The organism is Pseudomonas sessilinigenes, from assembly GCF_003850565.1.
In the GTDB taxonomy this organism is placed as follows: Bacteria; Pseudomonadota; Gammaproteobacteria; order Pseudomonadales; family Pseudomonadaceae; genus Aquipseudomonas; species Aquipseudomonas sessilinigenes.
On record NZ_CP027706.1, the window covers coordinates 6498540 to 6517445 of the forward strand.

The window sequence follows — 18906 nt, forward strand, 5'->3', positions numbered from 1 at the left end:
ACCACCGTCAGCCTCAGACCTAGGCCAGGGGTTGGGCAACCTGTTGCGGCTCAAGCTGCTTGGCCAACAACGCCAGCCCCTCGTGCAAGGCCGGGAACAGGCTGTTGTTGAAGTTGTTCCAGCGCAATTCGAGGATGGTGTCTTCAGGGGAAATCTCGGTATTGAGCACGTCGTGGAAGACCTCTCCGGAGTCGATACCATTGTCCACGTAGTGGAAGGAAGCCCCGGTCAGGTACAGCGGCTCGGTCGGTACGGTCTCCCGGGTCGCCCAATCCACCACCTTCTCGCCCCGGGCGCCATACAAGGCATTCCAGGTGGCGTAGGCACCGCGGCGCTCATAGGGCGACTCGATGCGGGTAATGCCCGGGTGGATGTTCATGATCCGCCGGGCGAACGGCGCACCCGGGCGCACCAGCTCGTCGAGGATCACCAGCAAGCCATCCAGCACCACGATATCGGCCTTGAGCTCCACCAGGGTGTCGTACAGGCGACGCTCGAAGTCCTGCTTGCCGGCAATGTGCTCGGCGCTACCGCGCGGATGGCGGCGATAGGTGGACGGCACGCTCAGCAGCAGGTCGTTGACCAAGCGCCCCTGCACGGCGAGGTCCGCCGGATACAGCCACTGGCGCCCCGGCTGGTAGGCGAAGCCATAGTCGCTTACCAGCTTCTGGTCCCGTGGCGACTGCTCGTCATCGTCGTAGACCACGCCCACCAGGTTGTAGGCCTCGCCCAGGGGCGTCTGGTTCAACGCCTCCACCAGGGACTCCAGCACCGATTTCATGTAGCGCTCGTGGTCCTTGTAGGCCACCGGCTGCCCCGCCTTGTCGGCCGCGGCGTTTCGCAGGGACCAGACATACACCAGATTCTTCTTCGTCATTCGTTCGCTCTCGCTCAATGGATCAGGCACTGCGTCGATACACGTGCGCCCACAGAACAAGAACGAACCAGGCTGCGGGCAATTTATCCGGGACGCCTGCGCCCGGCGGTGGCCGGCAAAGCTAAATAGTCGCCGCGACGCTTCGTTTGTTCAGGGGTAAGGGTCCGTGTGCCCCGACCCTCTATCCACTCTCTGGGAAGTACTTATGACCGACCCCAAGCGCGGCGCCTTCAAAGGCCTGCTCGCATTGCTCAGGCCCTTTCGCAGCATAGTGCTGGTTTCCGTTGCCCTGGGCATGGCCGGTGGCCTGGCTATCACCCTGCTGCTGGCCACCATCAACAACGCCCTGCATTCGGCCGGTGGCATGACCCAGGGCGTGGTCCTGACCTTCGCCGCACTCTGCGCATTGGCCCTGGTCAGCTCGATCGTCTCGGATGTCGGCACCAACTACGTGGGCCAGCGGATCATCGCCGCCCTGCGCAAGGACCTGGGAGAGAAAGTGCTCTCGGCGCCCATTACCCAGATCGAGCGCTACCGCTCCCACCGCCTGATCCCGGTACTGACCCACGACGTCGACACCATCAGTGACTTTTCCTTTGCCTTCACCCCCCTGGCCATTGCCGCCACGGTCACTTTGGGCTGCCTGGGCTACCTGGCCTACCTGTCGGTACCGATGTTCCTGATGATGGTGGTGGCCATCATCATCGGCACCAGCGTGCAACTGGTGGCGGGTGGCAAGGGCATCAAGGGTTTTGATGAGGCCCGGGACCACGAGGACGAGTTGCAGCGGTATTACAACGCCATTGCTTCGGGCGCCAAGGAACTGCGCATCCACCGACCACGGCGTTTCCGCATGAACACCCATCGCATCCAGGAAACCGCAGATCGCATCAGCGATATCCAGGTGCGCTCGGTGAACATCTACATCCTGGCCAAGAGCTTCGGTTCGATGCTGTTCTTCGTCGTCATCGGCCTGGCCCTGGCCATGCAGGCCTACTACCCGAACCCGGACCCCGCAGTCATCACCGGCTTCGTACTGGTGCTGCTGTACATGAAGGGGCCACTTGAACATGTGGTCGGTTACCTGCCTATCGTCGGCAAGGCAAAGATTGCGTTCGCCCGCATCAGCGAGTTGTCCGAGCGTTTCTCCTCCCCCGAACCGCACCTGCTGATGGACGACAGCGAAGCGCCGCAAGCGGTAGTGCACAGCCTGGAACTGCGCGAGGTGCGCTACAGCCCTCCAGCGGTCGAGGGCAGCGAACCGTTCCACCTGGGACCGATCAACCTGAGCATCAAGCAGGGCGACATCGTGTTCATCGTCGGCGAGAACGGTTGCGGCAAGACCACCCTGATCAAGCTGTTGCTGGGCCTGTACCAGCCCCAATCCGGGGAGATCCGCCTCAACGGTGAAACCGTGACCGACCAGGCCCGGGACGACTACCGACAACTGTTCACCACGGTATTTGCCGACTACTACCTGTTCGACGACCTGGTCCAGGGCAACGCCGGCAAGTCGCTGGATGTCGCCACCCAGTACCTGAACCGCCTGGAAATCGCCCACAAGGTCAGCGTCAAGGATGGCGCCTTCACCACCACCGACCTGTCCACCGGCCAGCGCAAGCGCCTGGCCCTGGTCAATGCCTGGCTGGAAGAGCGCCCGGTGCTGGTGTTCGACGAATGGGCCGCCGACCAGGACCCGGCCTTCCGGCGGATTTTCTATACCGAGCTGCTGCCCGATCTCAAGCGCCTGGGCAAGACCATCATCGTGATCAGCCACGACGATCGCTACTTCGACATTGCCGACCAGTTGGTGCGCATGAAGGCCGGACGAGTCCTGACTGAACTGCAACCGGCGTGATTGTTTCCGGTTTATGGCAAGTGGTGCGTCCTATTACAGGAATTGAGAATCACTAGCATTAGCAACCATTACATCTGCCGGATCTACAAGAGCATATGAGCATGCCCGCACAACATCGTTTGTCTCCTTTGACGAAAGCGCTACTTTGCCAAGCGTTCTCGCCAAAAATGGCTTCCCGCACCTTGGGTCTGGCCTTGACCTTGCCCTTGATGGCGCAGGTTCAGGCCCAGGAAATCCAATTCAGCATTGCCTCGCAATCCATGGCTTCTGCCCTGCAAGAATTCGGACGCCAGGCCAACATGCAAGTGCTCTACAGTCCCGACGATGTGGAGGGCAAGCGCAGCAACGCCCTCAGCGGCAGCTATTCGCCGGAGCGGGCCATCGCGGCCATGCTCAATGGCACGGGGGTGGCCTACACCCTCAAGGGCAACTCGATCACCATTCTCAATCGTGCCACCGTCGGCTCGCTGGAGCTGGGAACCAGCACCATCAGTGGCCAGAGCCTGGGAGTCACTACCGAAGACACTGGCTCCTACACCACGGGTCAGATGCAGACCGCCAGCAAACTCGCGCTATCGGCCCGGGAAACCCCGCAGTCGGTCACGGTCATCACCCGCCAGCGCATGGATGACCAGAACATGAAGTCCCTGGAAGACGTACTCAGGGCTACCCCCGGCATTGCGGTGACCAAGGCAGGCCCGCAACGCTCGACCTTCTATTCCCGCGGTTTCGCCGTCGAAAACCTGATGACCGACGGCCTGCCCAACGACTTGAGCCACTACCTGAGCCGAGACATGAACTCCGCTCCGGACATGGCAATCTTCGATCGAGTAGAGGTAGTGCGTGGCGCCACTGGCATGATGCAAGGTTCGGGTAACCCGTCTGCGGCGATCAACATGGTGCGTAAACGTCCAACCGCCACACCACGGGTCACCATCACCGGTAGCGCCGGCAGCTGGGACAACTATCGTACTGAGTTCGATGCTTCCAACGCGCTCAACGAAAGCGGCACCTTGCGCGGTCGCGTGGTGACCGCCTATCAGACCAAGGACAGCTTCCAGGACTTCGTCAGCTCCGAGCGTTCGGTGTTCTATGCCATCACCGAGGCGGACCTGAATGAAAATACCACCTTCACCTTCGGCGCCTCCAACCAGAACGCTAACAACAACAGCGCCTGGGCTGGCCTGCCCGTTGGACGTGACGGCAGCGACCTACATCTTAAACGCTCCAGCTACCTGGGCAGCGACTGGGAATATTGGGACCAGGACAACACCACCGCGTTCACCCGACTGGAATACCGCTTCGCCAATAGCTGGAAAATGCTTCTGGCCGCCAGCAAGAGCTGGTCGGACCTGAAGATGCACGGTTCCATTCCGCTGCGTATGGGTACCAACTACGACGAATTCGGCCAGAACATCGGGCGTTACGAATACGAAGACCAGCAGAACAGCTATGACGGTTATGTCACCGGTCCCTTCTCGCTGTTCGGGCGTACCCACGAGTTGGTGGTCGGTGCCAGCAGGCGTGATCTATCGTTCAAGGGCAAGGGCAACCCCATCGACCTTGCGACCCATACCAACATCTACAACCCCAGCGGCATTACCAAGCCAGACATGAGCGCCACTCCCTGGGTACAACGCCGTACCAGCGACGAAGAAGCGGCCTATGTCACTACTCGCCTGAGCATTACCGACGACCTGAAACTGATTCTCGGCGGCCGACTGGACTGGTACGACTATGACGTCTACACCGCCTGGAACGGCAAACCCTACTCTTCCAGCCGCCCCAATAAAGTGACGCGTAATCTGACCCGCTATGCAGGCGCCATCTATGACCTGGACCAGCACCATTCGGTCTACGTCAGCTACACCGATATTTTCAAGCCGCAGACCGAGCTCGATGCGTCCAACAGCGCAATCAAGCCTATCGAGGGCAAGAACTACGAGATCGGCATCAAGGGCGAATACTTTGATGGCAGCCTGAATGCCAGCGCGGCGATTTTCCGTATCGATCAGCAAAATCGCGCCAAACAGCTGAACTCCAATCAATGTACTCCGCGGGGAACCACATGCTATGAGGCAGCAGGTGAAGTACGCAGCGAAGGCATCGACCTGGAAATCAACGGTTCGCTGATACCTGGCTGGGAGTTGGGCGCCGGCTATACCTATGCTGCCGCCAAGTACACCAAGGATAGCGACAAGAACAAGGAGGGACGTCTGTTCAGTACCGATATCCCTCGGCACATTTTCAAAGTATTCACCACCTACCAGCTTCCAGGCGACCTCAATCGCTGGACCATTGGTGGTGGCATGTATAGCCAGAACACTATCTACAACAAGGGCACCAACAGTGAAGATGGCCCACCACCATACGACTACCGCATAGAACAGAAGGCCTACACCCTGGTCGACCTTATGGCCAGCTACAAAGCCACGGAAAACCTGGACGTTCGCCTGAACCTGAACAACATCTTCGACAAGCGCTACTACCAGACCATCGGTAGCAACACTGATTATGGCAACAACCTGTACGGCGATCCGCGCAACGCCATGGTCACCGTCCGCTGGTCCCTCTGATCCCTCCAACCTCGCCAGAGACCGCCCTCGACCAGGGCGGTCCCCATGGCACCGCACCAACGGCATCAGCCTGATACCGTCCTCGAACGGTCTGCGGCCTCTGCTCCTTAGCGATCTATCTCCCTGTTTTCGATTCCCGGGACAAGCGCTCAATACAACGCGCTAGCGCCTTCGTTGCCGGAGGTTGCAAGTAGCCGACTGCACGCGGGATGAATGGCTATCGGCTCAGCATCCAAACCACTCCAGTGCCTGAATGAAAGAGAAGGTGTGCGACCTACTCCACCTGCAGCCGGTGCCATACTCCAGAAACGACAAAGGCCTGGATCGTTGCCGATCCAGGCCTTTGTCGGTGGCTCAGTTCAAGCAGCTCAACAGCCGCTCCTCGAAGCTCTCCAGCAAGCGAAGATCAGCGACCATTTCCTCATGGCGGGCCAACGTCCTGAACGAATCCAGGACCTCTCTGCCAAGCACTTCACTTCCCATGGCCCGCTCCATTCGCACAATCTGCTTATCCTGATAATCACGGGACCACCACAGTTGTGGCACAACCTGCAATGGACGATAAACATAAGCTGCGGACAAGCTGCTCAAGTCATTGAATACGCTACTGACCAACGAAGCATCGAACTCGGCCTTGAACAGCCCCACCACCCGATCCAGCTCGCCGGGAGCCAGGGGGATATTGCCGGCTACCCAGCCATGGATGCTCTGCCAGTCGAGCTCGGCTTCGCGCCTCAAGCGGCTTTCGATCATCCCCGCACTGCCCGGGAACTGCTGGCAGAGCTTGTCGATGATCGCCTGCCACTCGGACTCGGCCGTCACAGTGACTGGCATCTCCTGCGTCTGGACCTGATCGTCCCCGGCGCCCTGAGGCGGTGTCGGGTCGAGCAGGCCGAGGAAACGCACCGTATCTCCCGCCGCCTCCAGTTCGCTGGCCACGTCCATGGCAATGGAGCCGCCCAGGGACCAGCCTGCCAGGTAGTAAGGACCTGTCGGCTGCACCTGGCGGATGTTGGCGACATAGCGCTCGATCATGGCCTGCCATGAAACCTCGCTCCAGTCGGTTTGCAGGTAGGCCTGGTGCAGCACGCCATACACCGCGCAACGGTCGCGCAACTGCGCCGCCAACGGCAGGTAGCCATACACGCTGCCCCCCGCCGGGTGGAAGCAGAACAGCGGCTGGCCAGAACCGCCCAGGGCGATGACATTCTGCGCACTGTCGGGATGACCGGCTGCGATCAGGCCAGCCAGTTGCCCCACGGTCGGCGCAGTGAACAGCGCATTGATGCTCAGTTGCACAGCCAGTGCCTGGTTGATGGCGCCGATCAGGCGCAAGGCATCCAAGGAATGCCCACCCAGCTCGAAGAAGTTGTCGTCCAGGCCCACCTGATCGACGCCCAGCACCTGGCTCCAGAGGGCGGCGACCTGCTGTTGCAGCTCGCTCTGTGGAGCGATGTAGGCGTGCTGCAACAGGCTGGCATCGGCCTTGGGCAGGGCCTTGCGGTCCAGCTTGCCATTGGGGCTCAATGGCAGCATTTCGAGGAACAACAGGTGCGCCGGCAGCATGTAATCCGGCAGCACCTCCTTGAGGGCCCCCTTCAATTGCTCGCGCAATTGCGCCTGGGCCTCGGGCGTATCGGCCGCCACCTGCGCGGCTGGCACGACGTAAGCCACCAGTTGCGGCCCGCTCGCACCGTCCTGGGCCAACACAATTGCCTCGCGTACTTGAGCCAGCTCCAGCAGCCGCGCTTCGATCTCGCCCATCTCGATGCGGAAACCGCGGATCTTCACCTGGTGGTCGATGCGCCCGGCGTAGTCGATCACGCCTTCGGCGTCATAACGGGCCAGGTCGCCGGTGCGGTACAGACGACCGCCATCGCTGCTGAACGGATCGGGAATGAAACGCTCGGCGGTCAGGCCTGGGCGGTCGTGGTAACCCCGGGCCAGCAGGTCGCCACCAATCATCAGCTCGCCAATCACACCGTTGAGCGGCAGGTTGCCGCTGTTGTCCAGCAGGTAGATGGAACGGCCCGGCAGGGCCTTGCCCAGTGGAATCACCGCCGGCAGCGGCTCGGTCCCCTTCAGGTAGGCACCGCAGTCATGGGCCGTGGCACTCACGGTGGCTTCGGTAGGCCCGTAGGTGTTGAGCAGGCAGACCTGATCCAGGCCGGCCTGTTTCCACGCCGCCACGCCTTCCGCCGGCATGGCCTCGCCCCCCAGGTTGAGCTGACGCAGGCGACCAAAGTCCCGCGGCCCCTTGGCGGCGAAGTCCTTGCCCAGCATGAACCAGTAGGCAGTGCTCAAGTCAACGATGCTGATGCCTTGCTCGATCAGCTCGCGGTAGAAGGTCTCGCTGTCCCACAGCTCCTTGCCGCGAATCACCACCGAAGCACCACGGATCAGCGCCGGGTACAGCTGCTCGACAAAGGCATCGAAGTTGAAGGTGGAGAACTGCAAGCCACGGTCCGCAGCCGTCATGTTGAAATAGTTGGCGGTGGCCCGTGCGTGCTGGCTCAAGGCATTGTGGGTAATCCCCACGCCCTTGGGCCGGCCGGTGGAACCGGAGGTGTACATCACGTAGGCCAGGTTTTGCGCGCTGCTGCGCTCAGGCGGGTTGCCCTGCGCCATACCGGCCAGCCAGACGGGAGCCTGGTCCAGGCACAGGTACGGCACCGCGAGGCCATCCTGCAAACGCTCCAGCAGCGGCGACTGGGTCAGCAGCAACTGGATGCCACTGTCCTGCATCATGTAGTGCAGGCGCTCCTGGGGGTACTCGGGGTCCAGCGGCACGTAGGCGCCGCCCGCCTTGAGCACCGCCAGCAGGCCGACAATCATGTCCAGCCCGCGCTCCACGGCGATACCCACCCGCACATCCGGGCCCACGCCCTGCTCGATCAGCTTATGGGCCAACTGATTGGCCCGCTGGTTGAACTGGCCATAGCTCAGTTGCTCACCGGCGCACAGCAGCGCCACGGCATCCGGAGTGCGCGCGGCCTGGGCTTCGATCAACTGGTGGATATTCAGGTCCCGGCCCACTTGGCCGGCCGCCCGGCGGGACTCTTGCTCAACCGCCGCCCGTTGCCCGTCGCTGAGCAGCGAAAGATCTCCCAGGCACTGTCCGGGGTTACCGATCATGGCCAACAGCAGATGCTGCAGGCCCTCGGCCAGTTGCCGGATCACTGCGCCACTGAAGTGCTGGTACGAATAGCTGTAGTCGAACGACAAGCGTTCAGCGACGAACACCGACAACGTCAGCGGGTAGTTGGTCTGCTCATGATTGCCTACCGCGCCAAATTGCAGCTGTGCCGGCGAGCCTTTCTCCAGGGCTTCGGACACCGGGTAGTTCTCGAACACCAGGATGTTGTCGAACAGCGCCTCGCCCCCAAGGCCGGCCCAGCGTTGCACGTCATACAGCGGCGTGTGTTCGAAATCGCGCAGGGCCAGATTGCGCTCCTGAACAGCCTGCAACCAGTCGCTGACTGACAACTGCGGACGCGGCGCGGCCACCACCGGCAAGGTGTTGATGAACAGCCCGATCTGCTGCTCCACACCCTTGAGTTCTGCCGGCCGGCCAGACACGGTGGCGCCGAACACCACCGTGTCCTGTCCGGTGCAGCGTTGCAGCAATAACAGCCAGGCGGCCTGCACCAGAGTGTTGACCGTGACCTTCTGCTGGCGGGCAAACTCGCCCAGGCTGCGGGTCTGGGCCTCGTCGAGGGTACAGCCATGGCTGCCATGGCCCTCCTCCAGCGGTGCGCGTGCACCGCCAGCAAAGGCCTGGGCCAGACGGGTCGGCTCATCCAACCCCAGCAGTTGCTGTTTCCAGAAATGTTCACTGAGGGTTGCGTCCTGGCGTTGCAGCCAGGCGATGTAGTCGCGGTAGCGCCCGGTCAGGTGCTGCGGCAATTGACCGGCATAGCGTTGCAGTACTTCACCGAGCAACTGCGAGTTGCTCCAGCCGTCCATCAGGATGTGGTGGTTGGTGTAGATCAGGTGGTAGCGCTGCTCGCCAGTGCGCACCAGGGCCAGGCGCAGCAGGGGCGCAGCGGCCAGATCGAAACCCCGTTGACGCTCGGCCGCAGCCAGGGCGTCCAGGGCTTGCGGGGTCTGCTGTGTCGAGCGCCAGTCGTGCTCGGCACACTCCAGGCTGACCTGCTTGTACACCACCTGGATCGGCGCCGGCAGTTCGCCCTGCCAGAGGAAACCGCTACGCAGGATGTCATGGCGCTCGATGGTTGCCTGCCAGGCCTGGCAAAAGCGCTGGGGATCGAGTCCGTCCACGTCCACTCGTAGCTGGTTGATGTAATCGCCACCCTCCTCTTGATAAAGAGTATGGAACAGCATGCCTTGCTGCATCGGCGACAGCGGATAAAGGTCCTCGACCTTGGCCAGGGCCAGCGGCAAGCGGTCCAGCTGTTGCTGGCTCAGGCCGGCCAGAGGGAAGTCCGATGGCGTGGCGCCACGGTGCTCGGGCTGGCTGCAGTGCTCGATCAGCGCCTTGAGCTCCCGGGTGTAGTCATCCGCCAGGTGCTGGATGGTGGCGCTATCGAACATCGCCCGGCTGAAGTTCCAGCCCAGGCTCAGCTCACCGCCATAGACCTGACCATTGAGGGTCAGCCAGTTGCCCAGGGGTGCGAGCAGGCTTTGGTCGTCGCCCTTGGCCTCATTGGCCGGGGCAAACCATGCCTGCTGGTCATCGAAACTGCCGTCGAACTGCCCCAGGTAGTTGAAGGTAATGCGCGGTACGGCCAAGGACGCCAAGGCCTTCTGCGCACCGGCATCCCCCAGGTAACGCAGGGCACCGAAGCCGATGCCCTTGTTGGGCACGGCTCGAAGTTGCTCCTTGATGAACTTGATCGAGTCGGCCAGGGCCGGCTGCGGCGTCAGCTTCACCGGGAACACGCTGGTGAACCAACCCACGGTGCGGCTCAGGTCGATACTGTCGAACAGCTCCTCACGGCCATGGCCTTCCAACTGCACCAGGGCGCTGTCCTGGCCGGTCCAGCGGGTGATGACCCGGGCCAGGGCGGTGAGCAGCAGATCGTTGATCTGGGTGCGATAGGCCGCCGGCGCGTCCTGCAACAGGCGCTGGGTATCACCCTTGTTCAGCCGGGTTTCGACACTGGTCGCGTGCTGGTTCTGCAACCCGTCGTGGCCGTGGTCGCAGGGCAGGTTCGATTCGACACCCTGCAACTGCGCCTGCCAGTAACCCAGCTCTTGCTGCAACGCCGCGCTGCTGGCATAGGCCTGCAACTGCCCGGCCCAGGCCTGGGTCGAGCTGGACTTGGCCGGCAGCACCTGATTGCCCAACAGGGCTTGCAGATCCTCCAGGAGAATTCGCCAGGACACCCCATCCACCACCAGGTGATGAACGATCAGCAACAGGCGCTGGCTCTGGTCGGCCAGGGTGAACAGCACGGCCCGCAGCAGCGGCCCCTCCTGCAGGTTGAGACTGCGCTGGGCCTGCTCGGCAAACTGTTGCAACGCCTGGGCGTCGGCGACATTGGCCTGCCACAGCAGTTGCACCGGCTCATCGGCATCGGCAAAGGCTGCGCTCCACGTGCCCTGATGTTCGGTAAAGCGCAGGCGCAGAGCATCGTGCTGCACCGTCAGGGCCTGCAAGGCGCTTTCCAGGGTCTGGGCTTGCAGCGCCTGTAGCGGTTTGAGCAGCACCGACTGGTTCCAGTGATGCCGTTCCGGCACCGGTGTCTCGAAGAACCATTGCTGGATCGGCAGCAGCGGCATCTGCCCACGCACCGGGCCCTGGTCGATCTGCAAACCGCCCTCGCCCTGCTCCGCCACCGTGGCCAGCCCCTGCACCGTCTGGTGCTGGAACAGGTCCTTGGGGGTGAAGCGGATTCCCGCCTGGCGGGCACGGCTGACCACCTGGATCGAGATGATCGAGTCGCCACCCAGCTCGAAGAAGTTGTCGGTGACGCCCACCTGCTCAAGCTTCAGCACATCGGCCCAGATCGCGGCGATCTGTTGTTCCAGCTCGTTTTGCGGCGCCACGTAGGTCTGCTGCATCAGCTGCGCATCGACTTTCGGCAGCGACTTGCGGTCCAGCTTGCCGTTCGGTGTCAGCGGCAGTGCTTCGAGGAACAGCAGGTAGGTCGGCACCATGTAGTCCGGCAGGCTTTCCCGCAGGCGGGCCTTGATGCTCTCGCGCAACTGCGCCTGGCGCTCGTTGCTCGATGCCACCTCGGCGTCCACTGGCACGATATAGCCCACCAGTTGCTGGCCGCTCGGCCCTGGCTGGGCGATCACCGCCACTTCCAGCACCGGGTCCTGCTCCAGCAGGCGCGCTTCGATCTCGCCCAGTTCGATACGGAAGCCCCGCACCTTGACCTGGTGGTCGACACGCCCCACGTACTCCACCAGGCCGTCGGTACGGTAGCGCGTCAGGTCACCGCTGCGGTACAACCGGGCACCGGTGGTGCTGTAGGGGTCAGGGATAAAGCGTTCCGCCGTCAGCCCCGGACGATCCAGGTAACCCCGGGCTACGCCCAGGCCACCCAGGTACAGCTCGCCCGCCACGCCCACCGGCAACAGGTTGAGGTTGGCATCGGCCACGTAGGCGCTGCGGTTGCCAACGATGTTGCCGATCGGCGCATAAGCTGCATCGCACGGGTCCCCCGCCTTAGCCTTCCAGATCAACGGCGTAACCACCGTCTCGGTCGGGCCGTAGCCGTTGAAGATGTACTTCGGACGCAGCACTCGCCAGGCCAAGTCGTAACTGGCCTGGGGCACGGCATCGCCGCCGAAGCAGTAGACCCGCACCGCCGGTGGGTTGCCGTCGCGCTCGGCGTGTACCGCCAGTTGTTGCAGGTACACCGGCGGGAACACACCGACGGTGACACCGTAGCGATGCATCTGTTCGTAGGTGAATTCCGGCGACCACACACTATCGTCGCGGATCAGCACGCTGGCGCCGTAGATCAGCGGGTGCATCCAGCCTTCGTGGGAGCCGTCGAAGGCGAAGGACATGAAATGCAGCTCGCAGTCCGCCGGGCTCATTTCATAACGCTCGCCGGTGGCCAGGCTGTGCATGGCCAGCGGGCCATGGGACACCGCCACGCCCTTGGGCAAGCCGGTGGAGCCGGAGGTGTAGATCACATAGGCCAGGTTTTCCTCGGCCAGATCCACCTCCGGGCTGGTCGCAGGATAGGCCGCAAAATCCGCCGCGCCTTCGACGCTGAGGGTCGGCAAACCGTCCGGGATCGGCAAGCGCTCCAGCAGGTGATCCTGGGTCAGCAGCAGCCACGCGCCGCTGTCCTGCATCATGTAGCGCAGGCGATCCTGGGGGTATTCGATATCCAGCGGCACATAGACCCCGCCGGCCTTGAGCACCGCCAGGAAGGCCACCATGATCTCCGCGCAGCGCGGCATGGCGATGGCCACCCGCACCTCCGGGCCCACTCCCAGCTCGATCAGCTTGTGCGCCAGTTGGTTGGCTTGCGTATCCAGCTCGCGATAGCTCAGGCGCTGCTCGGCGAAGAACACCGCTGGCGCATCCGGGGCCTTGGCCGCCTGATCGGCGAACAGTTGATGGACAAAGCGGTGAGTCGGGTAGACCACATCGGTGTGGTCCCACTCCTGGCGAATGCGCCGCTGCTCGTCCCGAGTCAGCAATGGCAACTCACCCAGGCCGGTTTGCGCATGCTCCATCAGGCTCAGCAACAGCCCCTGCAAGTGCCCGCCCAACTGCACCATCGAAGGTTCAGAGAAGGATTCACGGGCATAAATGAACTCGAACGACAGGCTCGCCCCCAGGTTGACCGCAACCGTCAGTGGGTAGTTGGTCTGCTCGTGGTTGCCCACCGCGCCAAAGCGCAGTTGCGCCGGAGCGCCTTTTTCCAGGGCCTCTGACACCGGGTAGTTCTCGAACACCAGGATGTTGTCGAACAGCGCGTCCCCGCCCAGCCCGGCCCAGCGCTGCACTTCGTACAGCGGCGTGTATTCATAGTCACGCAGCGCCAGGTTGCGGCTCTGCACCGCCTGCAACCATTGGCTCACGGTCATGTCCGGGCGTGGCGTGGCCACCACCGGCAAGGTGTTGATGAACAGGCCTACCTGCTGCTCGATGCCCTTGAGCTCAGCGGGGCGCCCCGCCACCGTGGCGCCGAACACCACGCTTTCCTGCCCGGTGCAACGTTGCAGCAATAGCAGCCACGCCGCCTGCACCAGGGTATTGACCGTGACCTTCTGCTGCCGGGCAAATTCGCCAAGCCGTGCCGTCTGTGCCAGGTCCAGCTCACGATGATGCTTGCCGTGGCCGGTGCCGGCCGGAATGTCCGCGACCCGGGACAGCGCCTGGGTCAGGCGGGTCGGTTCATCCAGCGTCTGCAGCTGTTCTTTCCAGAAGTTTTCACAGGCCTGGGCATCCTGGCGTTGCAGCCAGGCGATATAGTCCCGGTAACGGCCCGGCGCGTGGCTCGGCAGTTGACCGGCATAGCGCTGCAGCACCTCACCGAGCAGCTGCGAGTTGCTCCAGCCGTCCATCAGGATGTGATGGTTGGTGTAGATCAGGTGGTAGCGCTGCTCGTCGATACGCACCAGGGTCAGGCGCAACAAGGGCACCGCATCCAGCTCGAAGCCACGCTGGCGCTCGGCGGTGGCCAGGGTGTCCAGGGCCTCCTGCTGCTGTGGCTGGCCGCGCCAGTCATGCAGGGTGCAATCCAGGGCAATGTGCTTGTGCACCACTTGCAGCGGCGTCGACACCTCGCCCTGCCAGATAAAGCCGGTGCGCAGGATGTCATGCCGATCGATGGCCGCCTGCCAGGCCTGCTGGAAGCGCAGCGGATCGAGGCCGTCCACGTCGACCCGCAGTTGATTGATGTAGTCGCCCGCTGCCTGTTCGTAGAGGGTATGAAACAGCATGCCCTGCTGCATCGGCGACAGGGGGTAGAGGTCTTCGACCGAGGCCATCGCCACCGGCAGGCGATCCAGTTGCTGCTGGTTCAGGCCCGCCAGTGGGAAGTCCGACGGGGTCGCGCCCGCCTGCTGCGGTGCGCAGCAATGCGCCACCAGCGCCTTGAGCTCCTCGGCATAGTCGTCGGCCAGCCGCTGCACGGTGGCGGTATCGAACATCTGCTGGCTGAAGGTCCAGTTCAGGCTCAACTCGCCGCCATAGACCTGGCCATCCAGGCTCAGCCAGTTGCTCAGCGGGGCCAGTGGGCTCTGGTCGTCGCCCTTGGCTTCACCGCTGGGTTTGAACAGGGAATCCTGCTCGTCGAAACTGCCGTCGAACTGGCCCAGGTAGTTGAAGGTGATACGCGGCACGGCCAAGGCTGCCAGGGTCTGCTGCGCTTGCGCATCGCCCAGGTAGCGCAAGGCACCAAAGCCGATGCCCTTGTTCGGCACCGCCCGCAGTTGTTCCTTGATGAACTTGATCGAATCGGCCAGGGACGCCTGGGGCGTGAGTTTCACCGGGAACATGCTGGTGAACCAGCCCACGGTGCGGGTCAGGTCGATGCTGTCGAACAGGTCTTCGCGGCCGTGGCCTTCCAGTTGCACCAGGGCACTGGCTTCTCCAGTCCAGCGGGTGATGACCCGGGCCAGAGCGGTGAGCAGCAAATCGTTGATCTGGGTGCGGTAGGCCGCCGGGGCGTCCTGCAGCAGGCGCTGGGTATGAGCTTTGTCCAGGCGCGAGCTCAGGTTGCTGGCGTGCTGGTTCTGCAACTCGGTCACCGGGCGATCCTGCGGCAGGTTCGACTCGACGCCCTGCAACTGGGCCTGCCAGTACTTGAGTTCTTCCTGTAGCGCCGCACCTTGGGCATAGGCCTGCATCTGCTCGGCCCAGGCCTGGGTCGAGCTGGTCTTGGCCGGCAACGCCAGGGTCTGGCCGGCGCTGAGTTGAGTGTGGGCCAGTTGCAGATCCTCCAGCAGGATCCGCCAGGACACGCCGTCCACCACCAGGTGGTGGATCACCAGCAACAGACGCTGGCTGCCGTCCGCCAGGCTGAACAACACGGCCCGCAGCAGCGGCCCGTCCTGCAGGTTCAGGCTGCGCTGCGCCTCGATCGCCGGCTGCTCCATGGCCTGGGCGCTATCCACCGCAACCTGCCAGAGCAGCTCCGGCCGCTGGCTGGCATCGGCAAAACGCGCCGACCAGCCATCAGCCTCCTGGCGGAACTGCAACCGCAAGGCGTCATGCTGCACCCGCAGCGCCTGCAAGGCGCTCTCTACCACTTCGGCACACAGCGGCTGGACCGGTTTGAGCAGCACTGACTGGTTCCAGTGATGACGTTCGCTCATGGGCTGCTCGAAGAACCACTGCTGCACCGGCAGCAGCGCAGTCGCGCCACGCACCGGGCCCTGGTCGATCTGCACCCCGCCTTCGCCCTGCTCGGCCACCGCCGCCAGCCCCTGTATCGTCTGGTACTGGAACAGATCCCGCGGGGTGAAGCGGATACCGGCCTGCCGCGCGCGGCTGACCACCTGGATCGAGATGATCGAATCACCGCCCAGTTCGAAGAAGTTGTCGGTCGCACCCACCTGTTCAAGCTTCAGCACATCGGCCCAGATCGCCGCGATCTGCTGCTCCAGCTCGCTCTGCGGCGCCACATAGACTTGCTGCATCTGCTGGGCGTCGACCTTGGGCAGGGCCTTGCGATCGAGTTTGCCATTCGGGGTCAGGGGCAGCGCCTCCAGGAACAGCAGGTACGCCGGCACCATGTAGTCCGGCACGTGTTCCTTCAGCGCAGTCTTGATGCTTTCGCGCAGGGCAGCCTGGGCTTCCCCTGCCACCGCCATAGCGGCATCGCTCGGCACGATATAAGCCACCAGTTGCTGGCCGTTCTCACCGTCATGGGCCAGGACAAAAGCCTCGCGCACCGCTGCCTGCTGCACCAGCCGCGCTTCGATTTCCCCCAGTTCGATACGGAAGCCGCGAATCTTCACCTGATGGTCGATACGGCCGATGTACTCGATCACCCCATCGGCGCGGTAACGGGTCAGGTCGCCGGTGCGGTACACCCGGCCACCGTCGCTGGAGAACGGATTGGGCACGAACTTCTCGGCGGTCAGCCCTGGGCGTGCCAGATAACCGCGAGTCACCCCGGCACCAGCCAGGTACAGCTCACCGGCACTGCCCACCGGCATCGGTTGCAGGTCCGGGCTGAGGATGTAGCTCTGGGTATTGCTGATGGCCCGGCCGATATTCGCCTGCCCTCCCGCCTCGCGCCGGGTGTAGGTCGAGTAGGTGGTGTCTTCCGAAGGGCCATACAGGTCGTAGACATGCACCAGCCCCGCCTGTTGGTAGAGGCTATCCACCAGGGCCTGTTTCAGCGGCTCACCCGCCAGGTTGATGATCCGTACGCTAGGCGGAATCTGCCCGCTGCGCTGCAGCGCGGCAATCGCCGAGGGCACGGTGTTGATCAAGCGCACCCGATCACGATCCACCAGCTCCGGCAGCTCCAGGGCGTTGCGGGCCAGGACGATGGAGCCGCCGCTGGACAGGGTCACGAACAGCTCCCACACCGACAGGTCGAAGCAGATCGAAGTCGAGGCCAGCACCCCTTGCAGGTCTTCGCTGCTGTACACACGTTGCGACCAGTCGATCAGCGCCAGCACGTTGCGATGGGCAATCGCCACGCCCTTGGGCAGGCCGGTGGAACCGGAGGTGTAGATCACGTAGGCCAGATTGTCTGGCGTACCTCGCGGCGCCGGATTATCTATCGAGTAGCCGTCCAGCCAGCCCGGCTGGGCATCCACTTGCAGGGTCTGCAAGGACTCCACGGACGGCAGCAGCGACAGCAATGCGCTTTCGGTCAGCAGGATCTGCGCCTGACTGTCGCGCAGCATGTGCTCCAGGCGATCCTGTGGATAGTCCGGGTCCAGGGGCACATAGGCGCCACCGGCCTTGAGCACCGCCAGCAGCGCCACGACCATTTCAGGGGTGCGCTGCAAGGCCACGCCGACCCGCACTTCAGGCCCCACGCCCAGCTCGATCAGCTTGTGCGCCAGACGGTTGGCCCGGGCATTGAGTTCCCGGTAGCTCAGGCACTGGCCGGCAAATAGCAGGGCTTCGGCGTCGGGAGTTTTCTGGACCTGGGCTTGCACCCACTGGTGTACAGAGTGCTCGCCGACAAACTCGCCGGTGGCCGGGCTCCACTCGTGCAGCAGCCGGTTCTGCTCGGCAGCCCCCAGCAGCGGCAAGTCCCCCAGGCGCTGCCCGGGTTGCTGGACAATGCCCTGCAGCAACTGCAGCCAGGACTGGGCCAGACGCTCGATGGTGGATGCCTCGAACAGGTCGGTGGCGTAAGTCAGCGAGGCCCACAGGCCGTCCTCGGCTTCGAAGGTATCCAGGGTCAGGTCGAACTGCGCGGCGCGCCCCTGCCAACTCAGGGTCTCGATGCTGAGGTCGTCCAGGCGCTGGCTCTGCCCGCCCTTCTTGACCGCGGTCTGGTGGTTGAACATCGCCTGGAACAGCGGGCTATGGCTCAGGCTGCGCTCGGGACGCAAGGCTTCCACCAACTGCTCGAAAGGCAAGTCCTGGTGGGACTGGGCCATCAGCGCGGTCTGCTTGACCTGTTGCAGGAAATCTCTGAAACCCAATTGCCCATCGATCTCGGCCTTGAGTACCTGGGTATTGACGAAGAAGCCGATCAGGCGCTCGGTCTCGACCCGATTGCGGTTGGCGGTTGGCACGCCGACGCGGATGTCCGCTTGGCCGCTGTAGCGGTGCAGCAGGACCTGGAACGAAGCCAGCAACAACATGAACAGGGTCGCCCCCTCACGTTGCGCCAGTTGCTTGAGAGCGACCCGCAGATCTTCCGGCAACGGGATATCGAGCAACGCTCCGCGATAGCTCTGGATCGCCGGACGAGGATGATCCAGCGGTAGCATCAGCAGCGGCTGCTCTCCGGCCAGTTGTTCCAGCCAGTAACCCAACTGCCGCTCACGCTCGCCGGCATCCATCCACTGGCGCTGCCAGTTGGCATAGTCGGCGTATTGGATCGGCAGGTCCGGCAGGCTGACCGTACGTCCTTGGCGGTAACCGGCATAGAGCTGGATCAGTTCGTCAACCATCACCCCCATCGACCAACCATCGGAAACGATGTGGTGCTGGGTCAAGACCAGCACATGTTCGTCTGCCGCTACCCGTAGCAATCTGGCCCGCAACAGCGGGCCATTACGCAGATCGAAGGGCGGCTGGCTCTTGCTATCGGTCAGTGCATGGACCTGAGCCTCGTAAGAAAGGCCGCCGGCGTGCAATTCGATGATCTCGATAGCCAACGGCGCAGGCGGATGGACCACTTGTACTGCAATGCCATCTTCTTCGGAAAAAGTAGTACGCAGGGTTTCATGCCGGGCAATCAAACTATCGAATGCATGATGCAAGGCTTCAAGGTCCAGTTGCCCCGTCAAGCGCAACGCCGTGGTGATGTGGTAGGCGGTGCTATCGGGCTCCAATTGCCAGAGAAACCATTGGCTTTCCTGGGTATAGGAGAGAACCGGCGCCTCATCGGCGCCACGACTGCAGATAGGAGCGATACCAAAGAGGTTGATGCCCTTTTCTTTAAGCAAAATCGCCAGGGCTTTTCTTTCTTTGGCAGAAAGCGTGCCTACCGAGTCGATTAAAGCTTGCATGT

Annotated in this window: 4 protein-coding genes; 2 read left to right on the forward strand and 2 right to left on the reverse strand. The window is 63.0% G+C overall.

The genetic code is table 11. The features are described 5' to 3' along the window. Positions 1 to 19: 19 nt before the first annotated feature. Positions 20 to 877, reverse strand: a complete 858-nt coding sequence (locus tag C4K39_RS29730) for a formyl transferase (RefSeq protein ID WP_124348146.1) — start codon at positions 875 to 877, stop codon at positions 20 to 22. Between the two features lie 205 nt (positions 878 to 1082). Between C4K39_RS29730 and C4K39_RS29735 the strand changes: the two genes are divergently transcribed. Both C4K39_RS29735 and C4K39_RS29740 read left to right on the forward strand, forming a co-directional pair. After that, complete coding sequence (locus tag C4K39_RS29735; RefSeq protein ID WP_124348147.1) at positions 1083 to 2735, forward strand: cyclic peptide export ABC transporter; 1653 nt, start codon at positions 1083 to 1085, stop codon at positions 2733 to 2735. Between the two features lie 95 nt (positions 2736 to 2830). Continuing rightward, positions 2831 to 5311: a TonB-dependent siderophore receptor gene (locus tag C4K39_RS29740; RefSeq protein ID WP_124348148.1), complete on the forward strand. Its 2481-nt coding sequence runs from the start codon at positions 2831 to 2833 to the stop codon at positions 5309 to 5311. A 354-nt stretch (positions 5312 to 5665) separates the two neighbouring features. On the opposite strand, the gene C4K39_RS29745 is transcribed toward C4K39_RS29740, so the two are convergent. Continuing rightward, a complete protein-coding gene (locus C4K39_RS29745) occupies positions 5666 to 18904 on the reverse strand; it encodes a non-ribosomal peptide synthase/polyketide synthase (protein ID WP_124348149.1) in 13239 nt (4412 codons plus the stop codon). Positions 18905 to 18906: the final 2 nt, after the last annotated feature.

What these genes read in the sequence shown, in the direction of transcription:
- C4K39_RS29730 (WP_124348146.1), bottom strand. Translation starts at nt 877, where the DNA reads ATGACGAAGAAGAATCTGGTGTATGTCTGGTCCCTGCGAAACGCCGCG.
- C4K39_RS29735 (WP_124348147.1), top strand. Translation starts at nt 1,083, where the DNA reads ATGACCGACCCCAAGCGCGGCGCCTTCAAAGGCCTGCTCGCATTGCTC.
- C4K39_RS29740 (WP_124348148.1), top strand. Translation starts at nt 2,831, where the DNA reads ATGAGCATGCCCGCACAACATCGTTTGTCTCCTTTGACGAAAGCGCTA.
- C4K39_RS29745 (WP_124348149.1), bottom strand. Translation starts at nt 18,904, where the DNA reads ATGCAAGCTTTAATCGACTCGGTAGGCACGCTTTCTGCCAAAGAAAGA.